The sequence below is a fragment of the Rhodococcus sp. P14 genome (genome assembly GCF_000256505.1).
Classification (GTDB): Bacteria; Actinomycetota; Actinomycetes; order Mycobacteriales; family Mycobacteriaceae; genus Rhodococcus; species Rhodococcus ruber.
The window spans coordinates 26,405-47,844 of the sequence record NZ_AJFC01000302.1; the positions used below are offsets into that span (position 1 = coordinate 26,405).

Annotated in this window: 17 protein-coding genes; 10 read left to right on the forward strand and 7 right to left on the reverse strand. The window is 72.0% G+C overall.

Going from position 1 to position 21,440, the window contains the following annotated elements; genetic code table 11:
• Positions 1 to 15: 15 nt before the first annotated feature.
• Positions 16 to 705, forward strand: a complete 690-nt coding sequence (locus OEY_RS0121265; protein WP_010595787.1) for an alpha/beta fold hydrolase — start codon at positions 16 to 18, stop codon at positions 703 to 705.
• 13 nt (positions 706 to 718) lie between these two features.
• Here OEY_RS0121265 and OEY_RS0121270 read toward each other — a convergent pair whose 3' ends face one another.
• Positions 719 to 2,806 (reverse strand): elongation factor G-like protein EF-G2, encoded by a 2,088-nt coding sequence (locus OEY_RS0121270; protein ID WP_010595788.1) that lies wholly within the window; start codon positions 2,804 to 2,806, stop codon positions 719 to 721.
• A 149-nt stretch (positions 2,807 to 2,955) separates the two neighbouring features.
• On the opposite strand from OEY_RS0121270, the gene OEY_RS0121275 reads away from it, so the two are divergent.
• The 3 genes from OEY_RS0121275 to OEY_RS0121285 all read left to right on the forward strand — a co-directional run bounded on the left by OEY_RS0121275 (position 2,956) and on the right by OEY_RS0121285 (position 6,106).
• On the forward strand, positions 2,956 to 4,029 hold the full coding sequence (locus OEY_RS0121275) for an alpha/beta hydrolase (RefSeq protein WP_010595789.1): 1,074 nt from the start codon (positions 2,956 to 2,958) through the stop codon (positions 4,027 to 4,029).
• Positions 4,030 to 4,125: 96 nt separating this feature from the next.
• The gene (locus OEY_RS0121280; RefSeq protein ID WP_010595790.1) at positions 4,126 to 5,550 is read left to right on the forward strand and encodes an aldehyde dehydrogenase family protein; all 1,425 of its coding nucleotides are present in this window, start codon (positions 4,126 to 4,128) and stop codon (positions 5,548 to 5,550) included.
• Between the two features lie 88 nt (positions 5,551 to 5,638).
• Positions 5,639 to 6,106, forward strand: coding sequence for a hypothetical protein (locus OEY_RS0121285; RefSeq protein ID WP_010595791.1), 468 nt, complete (start codon positions 5,639 to 5,641; stop codon positions 6,104 to 6,106).
• 74 nt (positions 6,107 to 6,180) lie between these two features.
• Here the strand turns inward: OEY_RS0121285 and OEY_RS0121290 are convergent, their stop codons facing one another.
• On the reverse strand, positions 6,181 to 6,477 hold the full coding sequence (locus OEY_RS0121290; protein ID WP_010595792.1) for a chorismate mutase: 297 nt from the start codon (positions 6,475 to 6,477) through the stop codon (positions 6,181 to 6,183).
• 372 nt (positions 6,478 to 6,849) lie between these two features.
• On the opposite strand from OEY_RS0121290, the gene OEY_RS0121295 reads away from it, so the two are divergent.
• Together OEY_RS0121295 and OEY_RS0121300 are read left to right on the forward strand one after the other, a co-directional pair.
• Complete coding sequence (locus OEY_RS0121295) at positions 6,850 to 7,701, forward strand: hypothetical protein (protein WP_228287167.1); 852 nt, start codon at positions 6,850 to 6,852, stop codon at positions 7,699 to 7,701.
• 114 nt (positions 7,702 to 7,815) lie between these two features.
• Positions 7,816 to 9,000, forward strand: coding sequence for a thiolase family protein (locus OEY_RS0121300; protein ID WP_010595794.1), 1,185 nt, complete (start codon positions 7,816 to 7,818; stop codon positions 8,998 to 9,000).
• A 63-nt stretch (positions 9,001 to 9,063) separates the two neighbouring features.
• Here the strand turns inward: OEY_RS0121300 and OEY_RS0121305 are convergent, their stop codons facing one another.
• Together OEY_RS0121305 and OEY_RS0121310 are read right to left on the reverse strand one after the other, a co-directional pair.
• Positions 9,064 to 10,620 (reverse strand): long-chain-fatty-acid--CoA ligase, encoded by a 1,557-nt coding sequence (locus tag OEY_RS0121305; protein WP_010595795.1) that lies wholly within the window; start codon positions 10,618 to 10,620, stop codon positions 9,064 to 9,066.
• A 113-nt stretch (positions 10,621 to 10,733) separates the two neighbouring features.
• Entirely contained in the window at positions 10,734 to 12,008 is a 1,275-nt protein-coding gene (locus tag OEY_RS0121310) for a hypothetical protein (RefSeq protein WP_010595796.1), read from the reverse strand.
• A gap of 246 nt (positions 12,009 to 12,254) precedes the next feature.
• Between OEY_RS0121310 and OEY_RS0121315 the strand changes: the two genes are divergently transcribed.
• The 3 genes from OEY_RS0121315 to OEY_RS0121325 are packed head-to-tail and all read left to right on the forward strand — an operon-like array spanning position 12,255 to position 14,755.
• The gene (locus OEY_RS0121315; RefSeq protein ID WP_237713773.1) at positions 12,255 to 12,434 is read left to right on the forward strand and encodes a hypothetical protein; all 180 of its coding nucleotides are present in this window, start codon (positions 12,255 to 12,257) and stop codon (positions 12,432 to 12,434) included.
• 43 nt (positions 12,435 to 12,477) lie between these two features.
• A complete protein-coding gene (locus OEY_RS0121320) occupies positions 12,478 to 12,972 on the forward strand; it encodes a MarR family winged helix-turn-helix transcriptional regulator (RefSeq protein WP_010595798.1) in 495 nt (164 codons plus the stop codon).
• On the forward strand, positions 12,965 to 14,755 hold the full coding sequence (locus OEY_RS0121325) for an AMP-dependent synthetase/ligase (protein ID WP_010595799.1): 1,791 nt from the start codon (positions 12,965 to 12,967) through the stop codon (positions 14,753 to 14,755). The genes OEY_RS0121320 and OEY_RS0121325 overlap by 8 nt, the downstream gene beginning before the upstream one ends.
• 48 nt (positions 14,756 to 14,803) lie before the next feature.
• Here OEY_RS0121325 and malQ read toward each other — a convergent pair whose 3' ends face one another.
• The 3 genes from malQ to OEY_RS0121340 are packed head-to-tail and all read right to left on the reverse strand — an operon-like array spanning position 14,804 to position 19,410.
• Positions 14,804 to 16,933: a 4-alpha-glucanotransferase gene (gene malQ, locus OEY_RS0121330; protein WP_029540151.1), complete on the reverse strand. Its 2,130-nt coding sequence runs from the start codon at positions 16,931 to 16,933 to the stop codon at positions 14,804 to 14,806.
• Positions 16,934 to 16,981: 48 nt separating this feature from the next.
• Entirely contained in the window at positions 16,982 to 17,647 is a 666-nt protein-coding gene (locus OEY_RS0121335) for a response regulator (RefSeq protein WP_010595801.1), read from the reverse strand.
• Positions 17,644 to 19,410, reverse strand: coding sequence for a sensor histidine kinase (locus OEY_RS0121340; protein WP_237713774.1), 1,767 nt, complete (start codon positions 19,408 to 19,410; stop codon positions 17,644 to 17,646). Before OEY_RS0121340 ends, OEY_RS0121335 begins: the two co-directional genes overlap by 4 nt.
• A 147-nt stretch (positions 19,411 to 19,557) precedes the next feature.
• Between OEY_RS0121340 and OEY_RS0121350 the strand changes: the two genes are divergently transcribed.
• Entirely contained in the window at positions 19,558 to 21,222 is a 1,665-nt protein-coding gene (locus OEY_RS0121350) for a protein kinase domain-containing protein (RefSeq protein ID WP_010595803.1), read from the forward strand.
• The last annotated feature ends 218 nt before the right edge of the window (positions 21,223 to 21,440 follow it).

Genomic DNA, 21,440 nt, shown 5'->3' on the forward strand with positions numbered 1-21,440 from the left:
GATCGGCCGCCGACGATGCCCGGTGCCACGACCCGCAGCTTCGTCCTGTTGCCGGGGGCGGGGTCGGACTCGTGGTACTGGCACCGGGTGGCGCCGTTGCTGCGCGGGCACGAGGTCGTGCCGGTCGACCTCCCGTACACCGATCCCGGCGCCGACCAGTACGCGTACGCGGACGTCGTGGTGGCGGCCTGCCGTGACCTCGCGCGCCCACCGACGGTGGTGGCGCAGTCGATGTCCGCGTTCACCGCGGCGATCGTCGCCGAGCGGATGCCGGTCCACGCGCTGGTCCTGGTGGCGCCGATGATCCCGGCGCCGGGCGAGTCGCCGGGACAGTGGTGGTCGGCGGTGGGCCAGGCCGAGGCGAAGCGCGCGCAGGACGTCGCCGACGGACGTGACCCGGACGCGCCGCTGGATCCGCGCGCGTTGTTCTTCCACGACGTGCCGGACGACGTCGTCGACGAGGCGTTCGCGCACGAGCAGCCGGACATGGCGGAGTCGGCGTTCGAGCCGGCGTGGCGGGCGCAGCGGTGGCCGGACGTGCCGGTGCGGGTGATCGCGGGCCGGCACGACCGGCTGTTCCCGCTGCCGCTGATCGAGCGGCTCGCGCACGAACGCGTGGGGGTGGAGCCGGAGGTGATCGACACCGGCCACCTGCCGGCCCTCGCCCGCCCGCCCGAACTGGCGTCGCTGCTGCTGCGGGAATGATCTGCCCGGGACGCTACCGGTTTCCGTTGCGGGACTTGCCGTTCGACGTGGACTCGCGCTGCCCGCCGGTGAACTGTGCCGCCGCCGCGGCCGGCATGGGCTCGTAGCGCAGGTGCATCCGGGAGAACTCCGCGGTGCCCTGCGTGAGCGACCGCAGATCCACCGGGTAGCGGGCGAGTTCGAGTTCGGGGACCTCCGCGCGCAGCAGAGTGTGGCCCGGCTCGGCGCTCTCGGTGCCCAGGACCCGGCCACGCCGGGCGGACAGGTCACCGAGGACGGCGCCGAGGTACTCCTCGGGCAGGATCACCCGCACCGCGGAGACGGGTTCGAGCAGCGTGACCTCGGTGTGCGTGGCGGCGTCCCGCAACGCCAGCCCGGCCGCGGTCTGGAACGCGGCGTCGGAGGAGTCCACCGAGTGCGCCTTGCCGTCGACGAGGGTGACACGGACGTCGATGAGCGGGTTCCCGGTGGCCACCCCCTTGGTGGCCTGCGCCCGCACGCCCTTCTCCACGGACGGAAAGAACTGCCTGGGCACGGCGCCGCCGACGACGCGTTCGGCGAATTCGATGCCGCCGCCCAGGGGCAACGGTTCGACCTCGACGTCGCACACCGCGTACTGGCCGTGCCCGCCGGACTGTTTGACGAGCCGGCCGTGGCCCTTGGCCGGGGTTGCGAACGTCTCGCGCAGCGCCACACGGTAGGGGACGGCGTCGACGTGGACGCCGTGGCGGGTGCGGAGCCGGTCGAGGACGACCTCGGCGTGGGCCTCGCCCGTGCACCACAGCACCAGCTGGTGGGTGTCGGGGTTCTGTTCGAGGCGCAGGGCCGGATCCTCGGCGGTCAGCCGGGCGAGGGCCTGGGAGAGCTTGTCGTCGTCGCTGCGGGTGTGGGCCTCGACGGCCACCGGCAGCAGCGGCTCGGGTAGCGGCCAGCGGTCCAGGAGGGTCGACTCCCCCGTGTCGGAGAGGGTGTCGCCGGGCTGGGCGGTGAGGAGCTTGGCGATGCAGACCAGGTCGCCGGCGACGGCCTCGGGCACCGGGCGCTGTTGCCGGCCGAACGGGCTGGTGAGGGTCGCGACGCGTTCGGTGGTGTCGTCGCCGGCGGCTCCGGCCAGCCGGATCGTCGTGTCGGGCCGCAGGGTTCCGGAATACACCCGAACGAGGCTGATGCGTCCGACGTAGGCGTCCCCGGCCACGCGGATGACCTGCGCCGCCAGCGGTGCCTCGGGGTCGGCGGCGGGGGCGGGCGGGCGACGGTGGGTGGGGTCGGGGAAGGCCATCGCGACGAGGTCGAGGAGCTCGGCGGCGCCCACCCCGTAGTCGGTGGTGGCGAGCGCGGGATGCAGTGCGCAGTCGACGATCTCGTGCCGCAGCCCCTCGTCGAGGGATTCGGTGTCGAGGGCTTCGCCCGCGAGGTAGCGCTCCATGAGGGTGTCGTCCTGGCCGGAGATCGCCTCGACGAGGCTCTCGCGTGCGGCGCCGGTGTCCGGCACGGCGGCGGGATTGCCGTAGCCGCGGCCGGTGAGCAGATCGATCGAGCCGCAGGGGCGGCCGCCGTCGAAGACCGGCACGTAGACCGGGCGCAGGGTGTCCGGGCCGAGGTCGAACGCGTCGTGGCACGCGGTGAGCATGTCGTCGAAGCCGGTGCGGGCGACGTCGAGCTTGGAGACGACGATGGCGCGGGGGATCGCGGTCTCGGCGCACTCGCGCCACAGGGTGCGGGTGGCGGCGGAGATGGGATCGGTTGCGGAGACCACGAATACGGCCGCGTCGGCGGCGTGCAGTCCCGCGCGGACCTCGGCGTCGAAGTCCGGGTGCCCGGGGGTGTCGATGATGTTGATCTTCACCCCGTTCCACGCGAGCGGTAGCACGGCCAGCTGCACCGAGCGACGGTGCTGCTGTTCGATCGCCTCGTAGTCGGAGACTGTGGTGCCGTCGGCGGTCCGGCCGGCCCGGCCCACGGCGCCGGCGGCCAGCGCGAGGGATTCGGCGAGGGTGGTCTTGCCGACCCCGCTGCAGCCGACGAGGACGACGTTGCGGAGCTGTGCGGGGCGCTCGACGGCGGGCGCCCGTTCGGTGCGTGCGGCAGAGCGGTCGGGCATCGGCGACTCCTCCCGTGGCCTGTGCCAAAAGTGTAGGAGGCGCCTCCGTCGCCGTGGCGTCTTTCGGGCACGCCGACGATCCGGAAAGGCACCACGAAGCCCGCGCGTCGGCTACTCTCAACCTGAACTTGAGGTTTAGGGAGGTCCTCGTGGTGGTTGCCCGGCGTCCGGCACTCGTCCGCCTGCTCACGACCGGTACGGCCCTCGCCGCCGTGACCGTGCTGGGTGCGGGAGCCGCCGTCGCGGCACCCGGCACCGGGTCGAACTCCGGCTCCTCGGTGCCGGCCGCCTTCCAGGAGGACCCCGGCCCGCTGCCCGAGCTGCGTGACATCGAGACCGCGGCCATCGTGGGGGAGACCCCGATCGCCGAACGCGCGGTGCGGCTGACGGTCGCGAGCCCCGCCCTGCGCCGCGACGTGGGCGTCGAGGTCCTGCTCCCCGCCGACAACTCCGTCCCGCGTCCCACCCTGTTCCTGCTCGACGGGGTCAGCGCCCGCAACCACACGAGCGGCTGGATGAACATCGGCGGCGCGCCCGCCTTCTTCGCCGACAAGAACGTCAACGTCGTCATGCCCAACGGTGGGCGCGGCAGCCTCTACAGCGACTGGCTGCAGTCCGACCCCAAGCTCGGGCTCAACAAGTGGGAGACCTTCCTCACCCAGGAACTGCCGCCGCTGCTCGCCGCGCGGCTGAACAGCAACGGGGTCAACGCGATCGCCGGGAACTCGATGGGTGGGCAGGCGGCGATGATGCTCGCCCACCGCCACCCCGAGCTGTACCGGGGCGTCGCCGCGTTCAGCGGCTGCTACTCGACCGTCGACCTGCTCGGCAGCGCCGTCGTGCAGACCAGCACCTCGTCGCAGGGCGGCGACGCCGTGAACATGTGGGGGCCGCCCGGCAGCCGGGAGTGGGCCGAGCACGACACCGTCGCGCACGCCGAGAACCTCGCCGGCAAGGAGCTGTACCTGTCCGCCGCGACCGGCGTGCCGGGACCCCACGAGACACCCGACACCCCGGACCTCGCACGCACCCTCGTCCTCGGCGGCATCCTCGAGGCCGGCTCGCGGATGTGCACCCAGCGGCTCGAGGAGCGCCTCGGGGCCCTGAAGATCCCCGTCACCGTCACCTACGAACCCGTCGGGGTGCACGCGTGGGGCTACTGGCGCGACCAGCTGCCCAAGGCGTGGCCGACGCTCCAGCGCGCCCTCGAGACTCGGCCCTGACCCGCCGCGGCGGGCCGGACCGGCTTCCCGCTGCGCGTCGGACCCGCGTCGTACGCTGCCTGTGAAGCACATCACTCAGGGGAGAAGGACCGAAACATGAACAACGTGCTCGATCGCACGAAGATCTACATCGGCGGCGAATGGGTGGACTCCGACGGCACCGGCCGGATCGACGTGATCGCCCCGGCCACCGAGGACGTCATCGCCGTCGTCGCCGAAGGCACCGCGCAGGACGTCGACCGGGCCGTCCGCGCCGCGCGTGCGGCGTTCCCGGCGTGGTCGGCGCTCAGCGGCGCCGAACGGGGCGCCCACCTCGGCAAGGTCGCGGCCCTCATGGCCGAGCGCATCGACGAGCTCGCCGAACTGGTCTCGCGCGACATGGGCATGCCGGTGGCGCTGGCCAAGCCGGTCCAGATCGGCATGCCGCTGAAGAACATCACCCGCTACGCCGAACTCGCCGCGACCTACGACTTCGACGCCGGGGAGGTGGGCAACGCCCTCATCGTCCGGGAACCCATCGGTGTCGTCGGTGCCATCACCCCGTGGAACTACCCACTGCACCAGGTGGTCCTGAAGGTCTTCGCGGCCCTCGCGGGCGGCTGCACCGTCGTGCTCAAGCCGACCGAGGTGGCGCCCCTGATCACCTACGCGCTCGTCGACCTCTGCGACGAGGCCGGGCTGCCGCCCGGCGTGTTCAACCTCGTCAGCGGATACGGTCCCGTCGTGGGGGAGGCCATCGCCGCGCATCCCGACGTGGACATGGTGTCGTTCACCGGCTCCACCCGCGCGGGCAAGCGCGTCGCCGTCGTCGCCGCGGAGACGGTGAAGAAGGTCGCGCTCGAACTCGGCGGCAAGTCTGCCAACGTCATCCTCGACGACGCCGACCTGACCCGCGCCGTCACCGACGGCGTCGCCCAGTGCTTCCTGAACTCCGGGCAGACCTGCTCGGCCCTGACCCGCATGCTCGTCCCCGCCGAGCGGATGAACGAGGTGGCGGCCCTCGCCGAACAGGTCGCGCGCGCCTACACCGTCGGCGATCCCGCCGCGGCGACCACCCGCCTCGGGCCGCTGGTCAACGCCAACCAGTTCAAGCGGGTGCGGTCCTACATCGACAAGGGCATCGAGGAGGGCGCCGAGCTGGTCCTCGACGGCCGCGAAACCGGCCTCGGCACCGGCTACTTCGTCGGACCGACCGTGTTCGCGAACGTGACCGAGGACATGACGATCGCGCGCGAGGAGATCTTCGGGCCGGTGCTGTCGATCATCGGATACCGCGACGAGGACGACGCCGTGCGCATCGCCAACGACAGCGACTACGGGCTCTCCGGCGGCGTCTGGTCCGCCGACCGCGCCCGGGCCGAGCGAGTCGCTCGGCAGCTGCGCACCGGGCAGGTCTACCTCAACGGCGGCGCCTTCAACACGGACGCACCGTTCGGCGGCTACAAGCACTCCGGTGTCGGCCGCGAGGCAGGCGTCTTCGGCCTCGAAGAATTCCTGGAGGTCAAGGCACTGCTGCGGTGAGAGGTCCGTCACGTTCGGGCCTCGCCGAACGATAGACGGGGAGACGGCATCGGTTTCCCCGGGCCGGAATGCACGGAGGGAGCGGACGATGTACATCATGCCGCCGGAGCCCAGTGGCGGGTCCACGGGCGACCCGAGTGGTCGTGGTCTGCGCGAGGTGCTCGAAGGCCGGCTCCCGGACCTCGCCGCGTGCGCTCGGCTGCTGTCCGTCGGCTCCGAGCGGGCGGCTCCGATCCTGGACCGGGCGCTGGCACGGGCGGTCGCGACCTGGCGCGGCCCGATCGGTCCCGAACTGTGCGCGTACGCCGTGTCGTGGTTCGTGTACCTGTTGCACGCGGAGGGCCGGGCGCCCCGGCGTGCGGAGGGCTGCGGTGACGACGCCGTGCTGTTCTCGACGTTGCCGCCGATCGAGCAGATCGCCCTCGTGCTCGGCGAGTTCGAGGAGCTGCCGCCGGCGGGCATCGCCGCCGTCGCGGGCCGCGCGCTCGCCGAGTTCGAGCTCGAGGCATCTCGGCCCGCTTCGGTGCGGGAGGGTCTGCTGCACGCGAGGCACTGAACGTTCGTGTTCCGGCAGTGCCGACGATGCGGCCCCCGCACCGATCGGTGCGGGGGCCGCGGAAGTCGTCAGGTCTAGGACAGGCGGGTGCGTCCGAGGCGGAGCAGCGTCATCGCCAGGGTCTTGCCGTCGGCGCCGAGTTCGGCGAAACGGTCGAGGACTCGCATCTCGAGGTTCTGGGCCTGCCGAGCAGTCCCGGACTCCTTCGCAGCGATGCCCGCCCGGCGCGACAGCTCGCTGCGGCGCTCGATCGCCTCGAGAATCTGCGCGTCGAGCTCCCCGATCTCGTCGAACAGTCGACCGAGGTCTTCCTGGGTCGAAACCACCTCGCGGGCGGACTCGAAGCCAGGCGAATCAAGCTGGACAGTCATGCAGATTCCTCCGGTCTCGTCTGGATCGTCGATGATTGTGTCGTTCCCGTCGGCGCCAGTGTTACTCATCCGTAGACAAGATTTTCGTGTCCCGCCGCCCGGGATCGACGGCCACGAGATGAACACCTCTTGAACTGGGCTTTATGTCCGTCCTGGGGCGTATGTGGCAATGGTCACACCGCGGCGTGCGGGCCCGGATCCGGCCCCGGGCGTAGGGTCGAAGGTCCCTTCGGCGGGCGACCGCGGTCGCGGTGCGTGTCGTGCGCCACGATCGGTGAGCCCTGCGGTAGCGTTCCCCACCTACCGGCAACCGGTCGGGGCGGCGGGGTCCCCGGCGCTTCCGGAAGGGGAACGCAGTGGGACGGGTGTTTCGTGCACGGCACCGATGAAGACGAGTCCGCCTCCGCGCGAATGATCCGCCCGGAGGAGTGGCCGCCTCCCAAGGTCAATACCCGGGTCGCCGCCGCGATAGTCCTGGCGGGTGTCGTGATCCTCGTCTCCCTCTGGCGGGCTTGGGATGCCGGTCACGCGGGGGCCTGGGCGGTGATGCGGTTCTTCCTCATCCTGTCCGGCCTGATGGCCCTCACCGCGCTCTTCGGATACGTGTTCTGGCGGCCACGGCGCGGCGACCCGGAGATCCGTCTCGTCGAGGCGTGGGGCCGCGGGGCCACCGAGATCCGCGCATCCGGCCCGGTCTTCCATCTGATGGGCGCCATGACGACGAGTGCGGCGTTGCTCTCCCTCGGCGCTGCCGTCGAGATCGTGCTGTTCGCCCCCGGCGTTCCGTGGGTGAGTGTGCTCCTCGCGGCATTCGGGCTGCCGTGCGCGGCGTTCGTCGTGGAGGTGCTGCGCGGCGGGATCCGCCGGGGGGCGCTACTGCTGACACCGGACGGGATCCGGCAGCGCGGCTGGACCATCGAGTCGTATCTGCCGTGGGTGTCGGTGGCCGGGGTGCATGCCGTCCACCACGGCTTCCCCGAGATCTGGGTGCTGGGCACGCCGGCCGCGGCCTGGGCGCGACGACGGACCAGCCGGCTGTTCCGCCTGGACCGGTTGCCTCCCGAACCGGTGATCGAGATCGACTCCCGCAAGTTCGACTGCGACCCGGTGCTGCTGTTCCGGGTGCTCGAGTTCTATGCGAGCAATCCGCAGGCCCGCACGGAACTCGGGTCGGCCGCGGCGACCGAGCGCGTGCATCGGCACGACCTCGGCGATCCCACCTGACAGTGCCCGCCTTGCGTCGCAGTGCCACCCGACTGTGTTGCGGCTCACTGCTCCGGTATCGTCGACCGCAAGATATGGCACTCGGTGCCGCTCCTGCGAGAGATGGGACGTGAGATGAGCACAGCGGAACGGATCGTCGTCGTCGACGGCGCGCGCACCCCGGTCGGCAGCTTCGGCGGCGCGTTCGCCGGCGTGCCGGCCCACGAACTCGGCGCGACCGCCGCGAAGGCGGCCCTCGAGCGTGCCGGCGTGGCGGCCGAGGACATCGACGAGGTCGTCATGGGCTGCATCGGGCAGGTCGGGCCCGACGCCTACAACGCCCGCCGCGTCGCCCTCGCGGCCGGGCTGCCCGTCTCGACCCCCGCGTACACCGTCAACCGGCTGTGCGGCTCGGGCCTGCAGGCGATCTGGTCGGCGGCGATGCAGATGCGCTGGGGCGGGGTCGATCTGGCCCTGGCCGGCGGCGACGAGAACATGTCCCGCATGCCGTTCTACGACTTCGGCGCCCGCTCCGGCTACAAGCTCGGCGATCGCACCCTCGTCGACGGCACCGTCGGCATGCTCACCGACCCGTTCCACGGCATCCACATGGGCGTCACCGCCGAGAACGTCGCCCGCGAGTACGGCATCGACCGCGTCGCGCAGGACGAGTTCGCCGCCGAGTCGCAGCGCCGCGCCGCCACCGACGCCGCCCGCGCCGCGTTCGCCGAGGAGATCACCCCCGTCGAGATCGGCGGCCGCAAGCCCACCGTCGTCACCACCGACGAGCATCCCAAGCCCGACACCACCGTCAAGACCCTGGCGACGCTGCGCCCGGCCTTCGTCAAGGACGGCACCGTCACCGCCGGCAACGCCTCGGGCATCAACGACGGCGCCGGCGTCGTCGTGCTCGCCCGCGAGTCCGTCGCGGTCGAGCGGGGCCTGGGCGGGCTCGCGGTGCTCGAGTCCGTCGCCACCGCCGCCCTCGAGCCGGAGCTGATGGGCTACGCGCCGGTGCTGGCCCTGCAGAAGCTGTTCGAGCAGACCGGCACCACCCCGGCGGACATCGACACGATCGAGCTGAACGAGGCGTTCGCGTCGCAGGCCGTCGCGGTGATCCGGGACGCCAAGCTCGACCCGGCCCGCACCAACCCGTACGGCGGGGCGATCGCCCTCGGCCACCCGGTGGGTGCGACCGGCGGCATCCTGACCCTGCGGGTGGCCAAGGACCTGGTGCGCCGCGACCTCGAGCTCGGCATCGTCACCATGTGCATCGGCGGCGGCCAGGCCCTGGCCGCCCTGATCCGCCGCATCCGCTGAGCCGGGCCGCTCCGCGGCCGGTGCGTCCTTTGGGCTGCTGCAGCCGCCCAAAGGACGCACCGCTCAGATGGTGCGTTCGTGCCCGGCCCAGTACGGGGCGCGCAGGGAGCGCTTGAGGATCTTGCCGGTGGGGTTGCGCGGGAGCATGTCGACGATGTCGATGCTCGACGGGCACTTGAAGTGCGCGAGGTGCCGGCGGGTGTAGTCGACGAGTTCCTGCTCGTCGGCCTTCTGATCCGGGGCGAGGACCACCACCGCCTTGACCGTCTCACCCCACTTCTCGTCCGGGACGCCGATGACGGCGACCTCGGCCACGGCCGGATGCTCGACGAGGACCCGCTCGACCTCCGGGCAGTACACGTTCTCGCCGCCGGTGATGATCATGTCCTTGAGGCGGTCCTCGATGAACACGAACCCGCCGTCGTCGACCCGGCCCATGTCGCCGCTGCGCAACCACCCGTCGGGGGTGATCGTCTCGGCCGTCGCGTCGGGCCGGTTCCAGTAGCCGGGTGTGGTCTGCGCCGAGCGCCACCACAATTCGCCGATCCCGCCCGGCGCCACGTCCTCGAGCGTGGCCGGATCGACGACGCGCATCTCCACCCCGGGGATCGGGGTGCCCGCCGACGCCATCCGCCGTTCCTGTGCCGGGTCGCGGTGCACGTCCGGCAGCAGCGCGGTGATCACCCCGGCGAGTTCGGTCATGCCGTACACCTGGACGAACTTGGTGTCCGGCCACGCGGCGAGCGCGCCCCGCAGCAGCGGCAGCGGCATCGGCGCGGCGCCGTAGGTGATGCGCTTGAGCCGCGCGAACGCCCCGATCGCCCGTTCGCCGGCGGCGAGGACGGCCGCGATCACGGGGGGCACCAGGAACGCGATGTTCGCTCCCGCCGCCAGACCCCCGAACAGGGAGGGCGCATCCGCCTCGCGGGTGAACACGCAGCGGCGGCCGTCGTGGATACCCATGACGGCGTAGCAGGTGCCGCCCACATGGAACAGCGGCATCGCCACGAGCAGGCAGTCGCCGTCGGTGAACGGCAGCACGGCGAGCACGTCCTCGGCATGGGCGAACAGGTTGCGGTGCGTCAGCTGGACGCCCTTGGGCCGGCCGGTGGTGCCGGAGCTGTAGAGCAGCAGCGCGGTGGTCTCCGCCGCGACGTCGGGCAGGGTCGCCGGAGCGGCGGCCGCGAGCCACGGTTCGAACTCGTCGTTCTCCCCGCCGACGACGACGATCTTCTCCACGGAGGACAACCGCGACCGCAGCGACGCGATCTCCTGCGCGAACTCCGCTCCCACGAACAGGATCCGCGCCCGCGAGTCGTTGATCACGTAGTCGAGTTCGTCCCCGGCGAGCCGGAAGTTCGGGATCGCGTTGGCCGCGCCGAGCGCGGACGCGGCGTAGGTGACCTCGAGGCAGGCGAGGTTGTTCTTGTCGACGAACGCGACGGTGTCGGCCGGCCCGATCCCCTCCGCGGCGAGAGCACCGGTGAGGTGGAGCAGCCGCTCGTGCCATTGCGCCCAGGTGTGGGTGCGGTCGAGGTACTGCACCGCGACCTCGTCCGGCTTGGTCTGCGCCCAGTGCGCGACGCGGTCGAGGATGACGGACGGAGCGGGGACGGACATGCGGGGGCCTCCTGGAAGAACAGCTGCCCGCCCTGTGGCGGGTGTCACACAGGTTATTGCCGGGGCGGCGCGGCGTCTCGGAATCGGGCGTATCGCCGCAGACCCCAGCGGCCTCACTGTCCGGGCAGGCAGGCCGCGACTCCGCCGGCCTCGAAGGCGGAGGTCTCGCAGTAGGCCCCTCGGGGGTAGTACGGCCCCATCGTGGCGGCCGGATCGCCGCCCTGCGCGGACTGCACCGACTGCGGCAGGAACTCGTCGGACGGGAGCATGTTCCGGTAGAGCAGGGTCTTCTTCGGGACCTCGGTCGAGCCCCACGGCAGGACCGTCACCGTCGGATCGGCCGTGGCGCGGGCGGGCACGTCCTCGGGCGCGGCGACGACGTAGGTGAACCAGCCCTCCGCGTCGACGGCCGTCTCGAAGTCGGCTGCGCACGCGACGACCGGGTACGGGGTGACCTGGTCGTTCTGGCACATCGACCAGTACCGCACCTGACGGCCCGGTGTGGTGACCGGTTCGCCGGCGCGGGTGTCGGGGAACGTGGGGGCCTTGCCCCGCACGACGGCGATGCGGCCCGGCTGGTAGGTCAGGACGGTGCCGATGTACTTGTTGTCGCCGTTGGGAAACAAACCGGACGTGGTGGCGGGGCTGACGAACGTGGTCTCGGGAACGTCACCGGGGAAGGCGCCCGAGGCGGCGCTCTCGACGATGCGGTCGACGGCCGCCTCGGCGGCGCGCTCGACCGGTCCGCTGCCGTAGTCGGCGGGGTCGAACTCGGCGGTGCACGTGGGTACCGGCACGGCGCGCCCGCCCTGGTGCAGGGTCACGTCCGGCAGGGGAACCCCGCCGGACGCGGAGGCCGGGTCGTCGGGCACGTACACCCGGATGATGAGGAATCCGACCGGTGCGGTGGGCGACCCGGTGGGGAGCGCGGCGATCTCGTTGCGGGCGGGGTCGGCCGGACCGGTGACGACGGTCGCGCTCCAGCGCCGCGCCGACGGGGGCAGCGCCTCGGCAGCCGCGTCCGCGAACGGATTGCCGCTGCCCGGGTCGGGTGCGATCTGCGCGTCGCGCAGGGTGTCGACGGTGTCGAAGTTCGTTCCGTAGGTGTTGAGCGAGAAGTACCGCGCCGCCGGATAGGTGCCGTGCAGTTCGATGCTGTCGCCGGGGGTCAGCGCGTACGGCAGCACCCAGTAGGTGGCGGCGGCGTCGGGGAACGCGATGTCCAGCACGGTCGCATCGGACCGGAACTGCCACGCGCAGGACCCGACGGGTTGCTGCGCCGCGGTGACCGCCGGCATCACCAGGGCGTGCGCTGCCGCGAGCAGGCCGACGAGCACGGTGGTCAGGCGACGGCCGCGTCCGGCCGTCGAAGGATCGCGTACGGCCATGGGAACTCCTCGGGTGAGGGAGAGTCCTGTCGCATCATCTGTACCCGACCCGGGCCGGCCGCACCGGCGGTTCGGGCGAATCCGCGACCGGCGGTGCGGCCGGGGCCGGCTGGGACCCCCGGTGGTTCCGCACCGCTCGCGCGGCCGCGGAGGGCGGCATGTCGGCGGGCTCATCGTCAGCGGGATCCACACCCGGGCCGTCGCCCGGCGCCCGAGCGTGGCGGCCGCGTACGGATGCTGACCGAGGTGCGCTTCCGGCGTCCGAGACGTCCCGGCGACGCCCTGACCGGCACTGATGCGATCGACGACGTGCGTCTCGACGAGCGCGGCCGGGGCCTGGTGCCGGCGACGGTGCGGCTCGTCGACGGCACCGGCGACGGGGTGCTCGATCCGGGCGTCGAGTCGTGTGTGCGGCGCCGCGATTAGAGGCGATTGGGGTGTCGAGCGGCACAGGGCTTACAGTTGCGTCGTGCAACACAAACGGGAGGTTGCGGCGCAGTCCGCAGCGACCGGTGTATCCGAGGTCTACGACGAGTTCGTGTACCTGGTTCGCCATCTCACAGCGGGGGAGCGCGCCCACGACGACGTGCTGTCCCTGGCGCAGCATTCGATGCTCGGCTTCATCGACCGCAACCCGGGCTGCCGAGCCACCGACATCTCGGATGCGTTCAGCGTGAATCGGTCCACCGTCTCCCGTCAACTGCGCAGCTGCATCGACGCCGGCTGGGTCCACGCCGAGGCCGGACCCACCCGGCTCGGCCATCCCCTCCGGCTCACCGACCGGGGCCGCGAGATCCTCGCCCGCACCGTCGCCGGACGCCACGACGAGATCCGCGCGGCGCTGACCGGCTGGGACCGGGACGACATCGACCGGTTCGTCGACATGCTGCGCCGATTCCGCCAGGGAGTGGAACACCGGTCCACTGCCCACCCCGACCACAACGAGGGAGACGCTCGTGCGTGAGTACACCACCCCCGCCCAGTTCACCGTCGGCGACGACGAATCGGTCGTCCGCACGGTCTTCACGCACGCGGAGAAGACGCCGCACCGCGTGATGTACTCCCGCCCCGAGGGCGAGGACTGGGTCGCCGTCACCGCCCGGCAGTTCGCCGAGCAGGTCTCGGGGGTCGCCAAGGGCCTCATCGCGGCGGGCGTGCAGCCCGGCGACCGGGTCGCCCTGCTCTCGGCCACCCGCTACGAGTGGGCGCTGTTCGACTACGCCATCTGGGCCGCCGGTGCCGCGACCGTGCCGATCTACGACTCCTCGTCCACCGAGCAGATCCGCTGGATCCTGCAGGATTCCGAGGCCGGCATCGCCGTCGTCGAGACCGCACGCCACGAAGCGCTGTTCGTCGACATGCCGGACACCTTGCGCCGCACCCTGCGGATCGACGGCGGTGCGGTGGAGACGCTGATCGCCGAGGGCGCCGGCGTCGACGACGCGACCCTGCAGGCCCGCCTCGACGGCATCCGCGCCGACGACCTCGCCTCGCTCGTGTACACCTCGGGCACCACCGGCCGGCCCAAGGGCTGCATGCTCACCCACCGCAACTTCTACAGCGAGGTCCGCGGCATCCTCACCGCGTCGATCGGCGAGGTCGCCAAGCCGGGCAGCCGGGTCCTGACCTTCCTGCCGCTCGCGCACGTGCTGGCCCGGGCCGTGTCGCTGGCCGTCTTCGAAGGTGGTGCGGCGCAGGCGCACTGGTCGGACTTCGGCACCATCTCCGCCCAGTTCGAGCGGTACGCCCCGAACACGATCCTCGGCGTGCCGCGCGTCTTCGAGAAGGTGCGCGACGCGGCGGCCCGCAAGGCCGCGGCCGGCGGCCGGTTCAACGCGGCGATCTTCGCGTTCGCCGAGGAGACCGCCATCGCCTACAGCGAGTCGCTCGACCGCGGCGGTCCGTCGTTCGCGCTCAAGGCCAAGCGCAACATGGCCGACAAGCTCGTCTACGCCAAGCTGCGGCAGGCGATGGGCGGCGAGTGCTGGTTCGCGATCTCCGGTGGCGGCGCCCTGAGCCCCCGCCTCGGCCACTTCTTCCGCGGCGTCGGCGTCCCGATCTACGAGGGCTACGGCCTGACCGAGAGCACCGCCGCGCACAGCGTGAACGTCCCCGGCGCCCAGAAGATCGGCACCGTCGGACAACCGATGGGCGGCAACAGCACCCGCATCGCCGACGACGGCGAGATCGAGCTGCGCGGCGGGGTCGTGTTCCAGGGCTACTGGCGCAACGAGAAGGCCACCGCCGAGGCCTTCCACGACGGCTGGTTCCGCACCGGCGACCTCGGCGAGATCGACGAGGACGGCTACGTGAGCATCACCGGCCGCAAGAAGGACCTCATCATCACCGCCGGCGGCAAGAACGTCTCCCCGGGTCCGCTCGAGGACCGGATGCGCTCGCACACGCTCGTCTCGCAGGCCGTCGTCATCGGCGACGGGCGCAGCTACATCACCGCGCTGCTCACCGTCGACCCCGAGGTGCTCGACAACTGGAAGGCCGAGAACGGAAAGCCCCCCACGGCCACCATCGCCGACCTGCGCCGCGACCCGGCCCTGCACGACGCGCTGCAGTCCATCGTCGACGACGCCAACTCCATGGTCTCGCACGCCGAGGCCATCAAGAAGTTCGTCGTCCTCGACCGGGACCTCACCGAGGAGACCGGTGAGCTGACGCCGACGCTGAAGATCAAGCGCAACGTCGTGACCGAGCGGTTCGCCGCCGACATCGAGAGCATGTACGCGAAGTGACGCTCGGGCCTGCTGCCGGGTCCCGGACCCGGCAGCAGGCCGCGGCGCTCAGGCCTGCCCGGACCCGGACGACTCCGGGGCCGCCGCGGCGAGCAGGGCCGCGAACCGCTCGTTGCCGGGCAGGTCCTCGAGCAGCACGGTCCGGCCGTTCTCGTCGGCCAGCGGGATCCGCCAGTTGGGGTACTCGTCGGACGTGCCCGGCTGATTCTGGCTGCGTCGCTCCCCGACGGCGTCGGCCAGCGACACCCCGATCAGCGCCGACGGGCTCGCGGCGACGAACCGGTGCAGCGCCTCGACGGTGCGCTGCTCGTCGGCGTCCGCGTCGAGCAGTCCGCGCTCCCGCAGCGCCGCCAGCACGGCGTCGCGTTCGGCGGCCGCGTCGGCGGCCTCGGTCTCCAGGTCCCGCTCCAGCAGGCCCAGCTCGGAACGCAGCGTGATGTGTTCTCCGGCAAGGAAACCCGCCGTCGGCGGCAGGTCGTGCGTGGTGACCGACGTCAGGCACAGCCTGCGGTAGCTCTCCGGTGGCCGCGGATCGTCGCCGTCCCGCTCGAACCACAGGATCGACGTCCCGGCGATGCCGCGGCGCGACAGGTACTCCTGCACCCAGCCCTCGAACACACCGAGGTCCTCGCCGATCAGCACGGCGCCCGCCCGGTGCGCCTCGAGCGCCAGGATCCCGATGAAGGCGTCGTGGTCGTACTTGACGTACGTGCCCTGGTCGGGCGTGCAGCCCTCGGGAATCCACCAGGTGCGGAACAGGCCCAGGATGTGGTCCACGCGCAGGCCCCCGGCGTGGCGCAGCGCGGTGCGCACCACGTCGCGGTACGGCCGGTAGCCGAGCTCGGCGAGCCGGACCGGATGCCAGGGCGGCTGGGTCCAGTCCTGACCCTGCCGGTTGAAGTCGTCCGGCGGCGCCCCGACGGTCATGTCGCGGATGAGCGCGTCGCCGAGTGTCCAGGCATCCGCGCCGTCGGGCCGGACACCCACCGCCAGGTCGTGCACGATCCCGATGTCCATGCCGGCCGCGCGCGCTGTGGCCTGTGCCTCGGCGAGCTGCTCGTCGCACAGCCACTGCAGCCAGCAGTGGAACTCGATGCGCTCGGCCAGCTTGGTCCGCTGGCGCGTGACGTACGGCTCGTCCGGGGTCGCCGCCAGGGTCTGCCAGCGAGTGCTGCGCTCACCGAACTTCTCGCCGAGGGCGCACCACAACGCGAAGTCGGTCAGCGCGTCGCCACCCGCCGCGCGGAACGCATCGAACTGTGCCTGCCGCGCCGGGCTGCGCGGCACCCGGAACACGTGCCCGAGCACCTCCAGCTTGGCCCGGTACGCGGTGTCGCGGTCGATGCGCTTGTCCTTGCGGTTCGACTTGGCGAACTTCTCGGTGTACGCCTCGAGCGTCTTGCGGTGCTTGCGCGGCAGCAGCGCCGCCTCCCGGATGTTCTCCACCCGCAGGTAGATCGGGTGCACGAACCGCCGTGAACTCGGCAGGTACGGGGACGGCTCGAGCGGCGGCTCCGGCTCGCCCGCGTGGACGGGATTGACGAGCACGAAGTCACCCCCGTGCACGGAGGCGGTGATCGCCGTCAGGTCCGCGAGGTCCGCGAAGTCGCCGACGCCCCACGACCGCGTCGACCGCACCGAGTACAACTGCGTGGCCAGGCCGCGGCGACGTCGCTCGAGGAGCCGGTCGGCGGTGGCGAGGCGGGCGGGCGTCACCACCAGGGTGGCCTCGGCCTCGGTGTCGTTGCTGCGGGCGTGCAGGGTGTGCCACCCGAGCGGCAGATCCGGCACGGCGAACGTCGCGCGGCCGACGAGCCGGCCGTCGACCTCCCGGGGATCGACCCACACGTCCCGCTGCGCGACGTCGACGACGTCGCCGTCCTCGGTGCGCACCTGCACCCGCACGGGATCACCGTGGGCCACGTGCACGGGGAAGGTGTGCTCCTCGCCCTGCACGACGACCAGCGCGGGCGGCAGCATCCGCCGCCACGGCTGATTCGGCACATCCGCGAGGGCGGCGTCGATCTCCGCCTCGGTGCCGGCGGGCACCCCCAGGGAGGCCAGGACCCGGCGCAGCGTGTCGTCGCTCGCGTAGTGGTCCTGCTGATCCCACCCCACGTACGTGGTGGCGATCCCGAATCGTTCGGCCAGTTCACGCAGCTTCACCGTCGATGTCACGACACCCGATCATGCCAGGTCGCGGACGGGTCGGCAGACCTGGCGAGATCAGCTGCGGACCGTGGGGCCGAGGTAGCCGAGCACCGCCCGGACACGGTGGTGGTCGTCGGGCTCGGGTGGCAGACCGAGCTTGTCGAAGACGGCACGCACGAGCACGTCCACGGAGCGTTCCCCGAGGGCCAGGGCGGCTCCGATCATCCGGTTCGAACAGCCTTCGACCACGAGGGTGAGGACCTCCCGCTCCCGGGGGGACAGCTCGTCGAGGGCCCCCCGGTCGCGGTGCGGCCGGGAGATCAACCGGCCGGCCACGTCGGGATCGAGTGCCGTTCCGCCCGCCGCGACGCGGTGCAGCGACCCGAGGAACCCGTCGATGTCGGAGAGGCGGTCCTTGAGCAGATATCCCAGGCCGGCGGTCCCGCCGGCGAAGACGTTCATGACGTTCTCGGTTTCGACGTACTGGGACAGCAGCAGCACGGCGGTGCCCGGGAAGCACCGGCGAACGGTGAGGGCGGCGTCGATGCCCTCGGTGGTGTGGGTGGGCGGCATCCGGATGTCGACCACGGCCAGGTCCGGATGGTGCTCTTCCACCAGGTGCAGCAGACCCTGCCCGTCCGCGGCCTGGCCGACCACCTCGATTCCCTCGTCGCGCAGCAGGCCGGCGATGCCCTCGCGGAGCACCGCGGAGTCGTCGGCGAGCACCACCCGCAGGTTCATGACGGCTCCCCGGATGTCCCGGCGGTGAGGGGAAGCGACAGCGTCAGGGTCGTCCCGCCCCCCGGGGGACTGTGCACCCCGAGCACCCCACCGAGGGCCGCGGCGCGGTCGCTCAGTCCGCTCAAACCGCCGCCGGCAGTCAGCGTCGCACCGCCGCACCCGTCGTCGGTGACGACCATCCGCAGCATCCCGCCGTCCCGGCGAAGGTCGATCTCGATGTGCGTGGCGCCGGAGTGCTTGGTGGCATTGGCGACCGCCTCGGCGGCGATGAAGTAGGCGGCGAGTTCGATCGACGCGGGAGCTCGCCCGGTCAGGGTGTCGACGATCTCCACCGGCAGCGGAGCACGCTCGGCCAGGGCGGTCAGCGCGGCGGCGAGACCGTGTTCCTGCAGCACCGGCGGATAGACGCCCCGGGCCAGTTCCCGCAGCTCCACCAGCGCCGAGTCCAGTTCGGCCGTGCCCTCGGTGAGCAACTCCTGCTTGCGCTCCGGCTGGGACGTCCGCTGCGCGCGCCGCAACAGGATCGTCGCAGCGACCAGGCGTTGCTGCGCACCGTCGTGCAGGTTGCGTTCGAGTCGCCGCCGCTGCGCGTCCCCGGCGGCGACGATCCGCTCCCGGGACCGGCGGACCTCGGCGAGCTGAGCCTGCAACTCGAACTGGAGCCGCTGGTTGTCCAGCGCGAGGGTCGCCGCGCTGCGCACCGCCGCGAGCAGTTGCGGCTGATGCCGCAGCGACCGGTCGTACACGAGCGCCCCGACCGGGACGCCGTCGCGTTCCAGGACGGTCGCCGCACGGGGGTCGCCGCCGCCGGGCAGGCGCTGCGGGTCCCCGTGCGCGTCGAGGTAGCTGTTCGACCGCGGCGACCACGACCACAGGACCAGACCGGGGTCGCGCAGCGCCTTGCGCAGCGCGTGGACGAACTCCTCCCCGAGCGGGGCCGCACCGACCTCGACCATCACGTCGCTGACCGCCCCGCGGGCCACCCGGTAACGCCACAACCCCACCAGCACCGCGATCGGAAACAGCGCGGTCGCCAGGTAGCCCACGTAGGCCGTCCACACGTTCCCCACGCCGGACGAGCGCGCCGTGACCAGCCCGGTGCCGATGACCGTGGCGAACCCCAGGAGCCCCGCGATCCACAGGGGTGCGAACGCGGCCCGATAGGCCGGAGAGCCCGACCGCCACCGGGCCAGCAGCACGCCGATCACGACCACACTGATGCCGATGGCCACCGCTCCGAACACGAGCTGCAGCGCCGCGAAGATCGTCGGATCGTCCCGGACCAGCAGGAGGTTGGGTGCGGTGAAGCGGTCGGTGCCGATCATCACGGAGGGGTTGTAGAACATCAGGTCGAGCAGCACCGAGGCCAGGAAGTACACATAGCAGCCACCCACGAACCACCGTTCCCACCTGCGGGTCAGTCGTCCCGTCGGAAAGCCGAGCAGTACATGGATCAACACCGGCAGGTACATCACCGTCAGCGCTGCCCCGACGGTGAAGACCACCGGGTTGCGGGCCGCGGCGCCCCCCTTCACCAGCCTCAACAACCCGGCCAGCACCATCAGCCGTCCCGTGTTGTCGTCCGGCCGGCTCTGCCACGCGACGATGCCCGCCGCGACGAAGGCGACGCCCACCGCGAGGAACGCGATCAGCTCCGCCGGTCCCGCGGGCGGACCGCCCGGCCAATCGACCGACACCACCGCCACCCCGACAACCAGCAGGGTGGTCACGGCGACGACCGCCGGCAATGTTCGACGACTCACGACGAGGCCTCCGATCCTCGCTCTCAGCATCCCGCTTCGGGTCCCGGCCGACCACCGTGCTGGCACTGTTCGAACATCTGGGATTCGGCCTCGGTTCCGCCGACGATCCCCGAGGGGTTGAATAGAGGAGACGGGCCGCTTCGGGAGGTGGTGGCGGTGAACGGGAACGGGGCTCCCGGGCCGGGTTCGGTGTTTGCCGGATACACCATCGAACGGCTGCTCGGCGCGGGCGGCATGGGGTCGATCTACCTCGCGCAGCACCCGCACCTGCCACGCAAGGTAGCCCTCAAACTGCTCCACCCGGTCCTGACCGCCGACGACAGCGTCAGGGCCCGCTTCGAACTCGAGGCCGACCACGCCGCGCGGCTCGAACACGCCAACATCGTCCAGGTCTACGACCGCGGCTGCGAGGACGGCCGGCTCTGGATCGCGATGCAGTACGTCCCCGGCACCACCGCCGCCGCGTTGCTCCGGCACGGCCCCGTCCCACCCGAGCGGGCAGTGCACATCGTCTGCGAGATCGGCAAGGCCCTGGACTATGCGCACCAGGCCGGGGTGCTGCACCGCGACGTGAAACCGACGAACATCCTGCTCGCCGAGCCCGCCGGTCCGGGCGAGCCCGAACGGGTCCTGCTCACCGACTTCGGCATCGCCAAGGCCCTCGACGAGGCGAGTGGGCTCACCCGCACGGGGACGTTCGTCGGCAGTCTGCAGAACGCCGCACCCGAGCAGTTCGACACCACCGTCGCGCTCGACCACCGCACCGACATCTACTCGCTCGGCTGCACCCTCTACCACCTGCTCACCGGCCGGCCCCCGTATTCCGGTGACACCCTGCCCAAGCTGTGGCACGGGCACGTCCGCAGCCCGATACCCCGGCCGAGCGAGGCCCGGCCCGACCTGCCGACCGCGTTCGACTCCGTCGTCGCGCGCGCGCTCGCGAAGGACCGCAACGACCGCTACGGCACCTGCCGGGAACTCACCGCCGCCGCCCGCGATGCCCTCGCCACCGAGGCCACGGCCACCGTCCCCACCCCGGTTCCCGGTGCGGCGGGCGACGACACGCTGGCCCGCACGGTGGCGGTGGACGCCGCGGCACCGACCCAGGTGGCCGCGACGCGGCGCGCCGCACGGCGCGGCGACAGTGCGGCACCCCTGCGGGTGGTGCTCGCCGACGACTCCGTACTCCTGCGCGAGGGCATCTCCCGGCTGCTGTGCGACGAGGGGATCGACGTCGTCGGCGAGGCCGGTGACGCCGCCACCCTGCTCGCTCTCGTCGCCGACGAACGTCCCGACGTCGCCGTCGTCGACATCCGGATGCCCCCGACCCACACCACCGAGGGCATCGGTGCCGCCGCGACCATCCGAGCCGACCACCCCGACACCGCGGTGGTGCTGCTGTCGCAGTACGTGGAAACCGACCATGTCATGAACCTGCTCGCCGACGGGGCCGCCGGCTTGGGCTACCTGCTCAAGGATCGGGTCTCCGACATCGACGAGTTCGTCGACACCCTGCACCGGGTCGCCGGGGGCGGTTCGGCCATCGACCCCAGCGTGGTGAGCCGGCTGGTGGCCCGGCCGCACCGCGACAGCCGTCCCATCGACACGCTGTCCACCCGCGAACGCGAGGTCCTCGCGCTCATGGCCGAGGGCCGCTCGAACCGGGCGATCGGGGCGGCCCTGTTCCTCGGGGAACGCACCGTCGAGGCGCACGTCCGGGCGATCTTCCTCAAGCTGGGTCTGCACCCCGAACCCGAGGACCACCGGCGCGTCCTCGCCGTGCTGAAGCACCTCGAGGCGACCACGCCCTGAGCCGTCCCGGGCACGGCCCGACCCTCGGAAACGGAAGGCCGGCGTGAGGTGCTCAGTCGGAGAGTTCGTCGAACAGGGTCGGCTCGTCCGGGTTCTCGAACAGCTCGATCTGCTCGGGCGGGGACGACCGGCGCCGGCGCCGGCGTTTCCCGGTGGTGCCGGCCGGGGGCACGAGCAGCCGCATCGCCGCCGTGAGCGACCGGCAGGGCGGGTCCCAC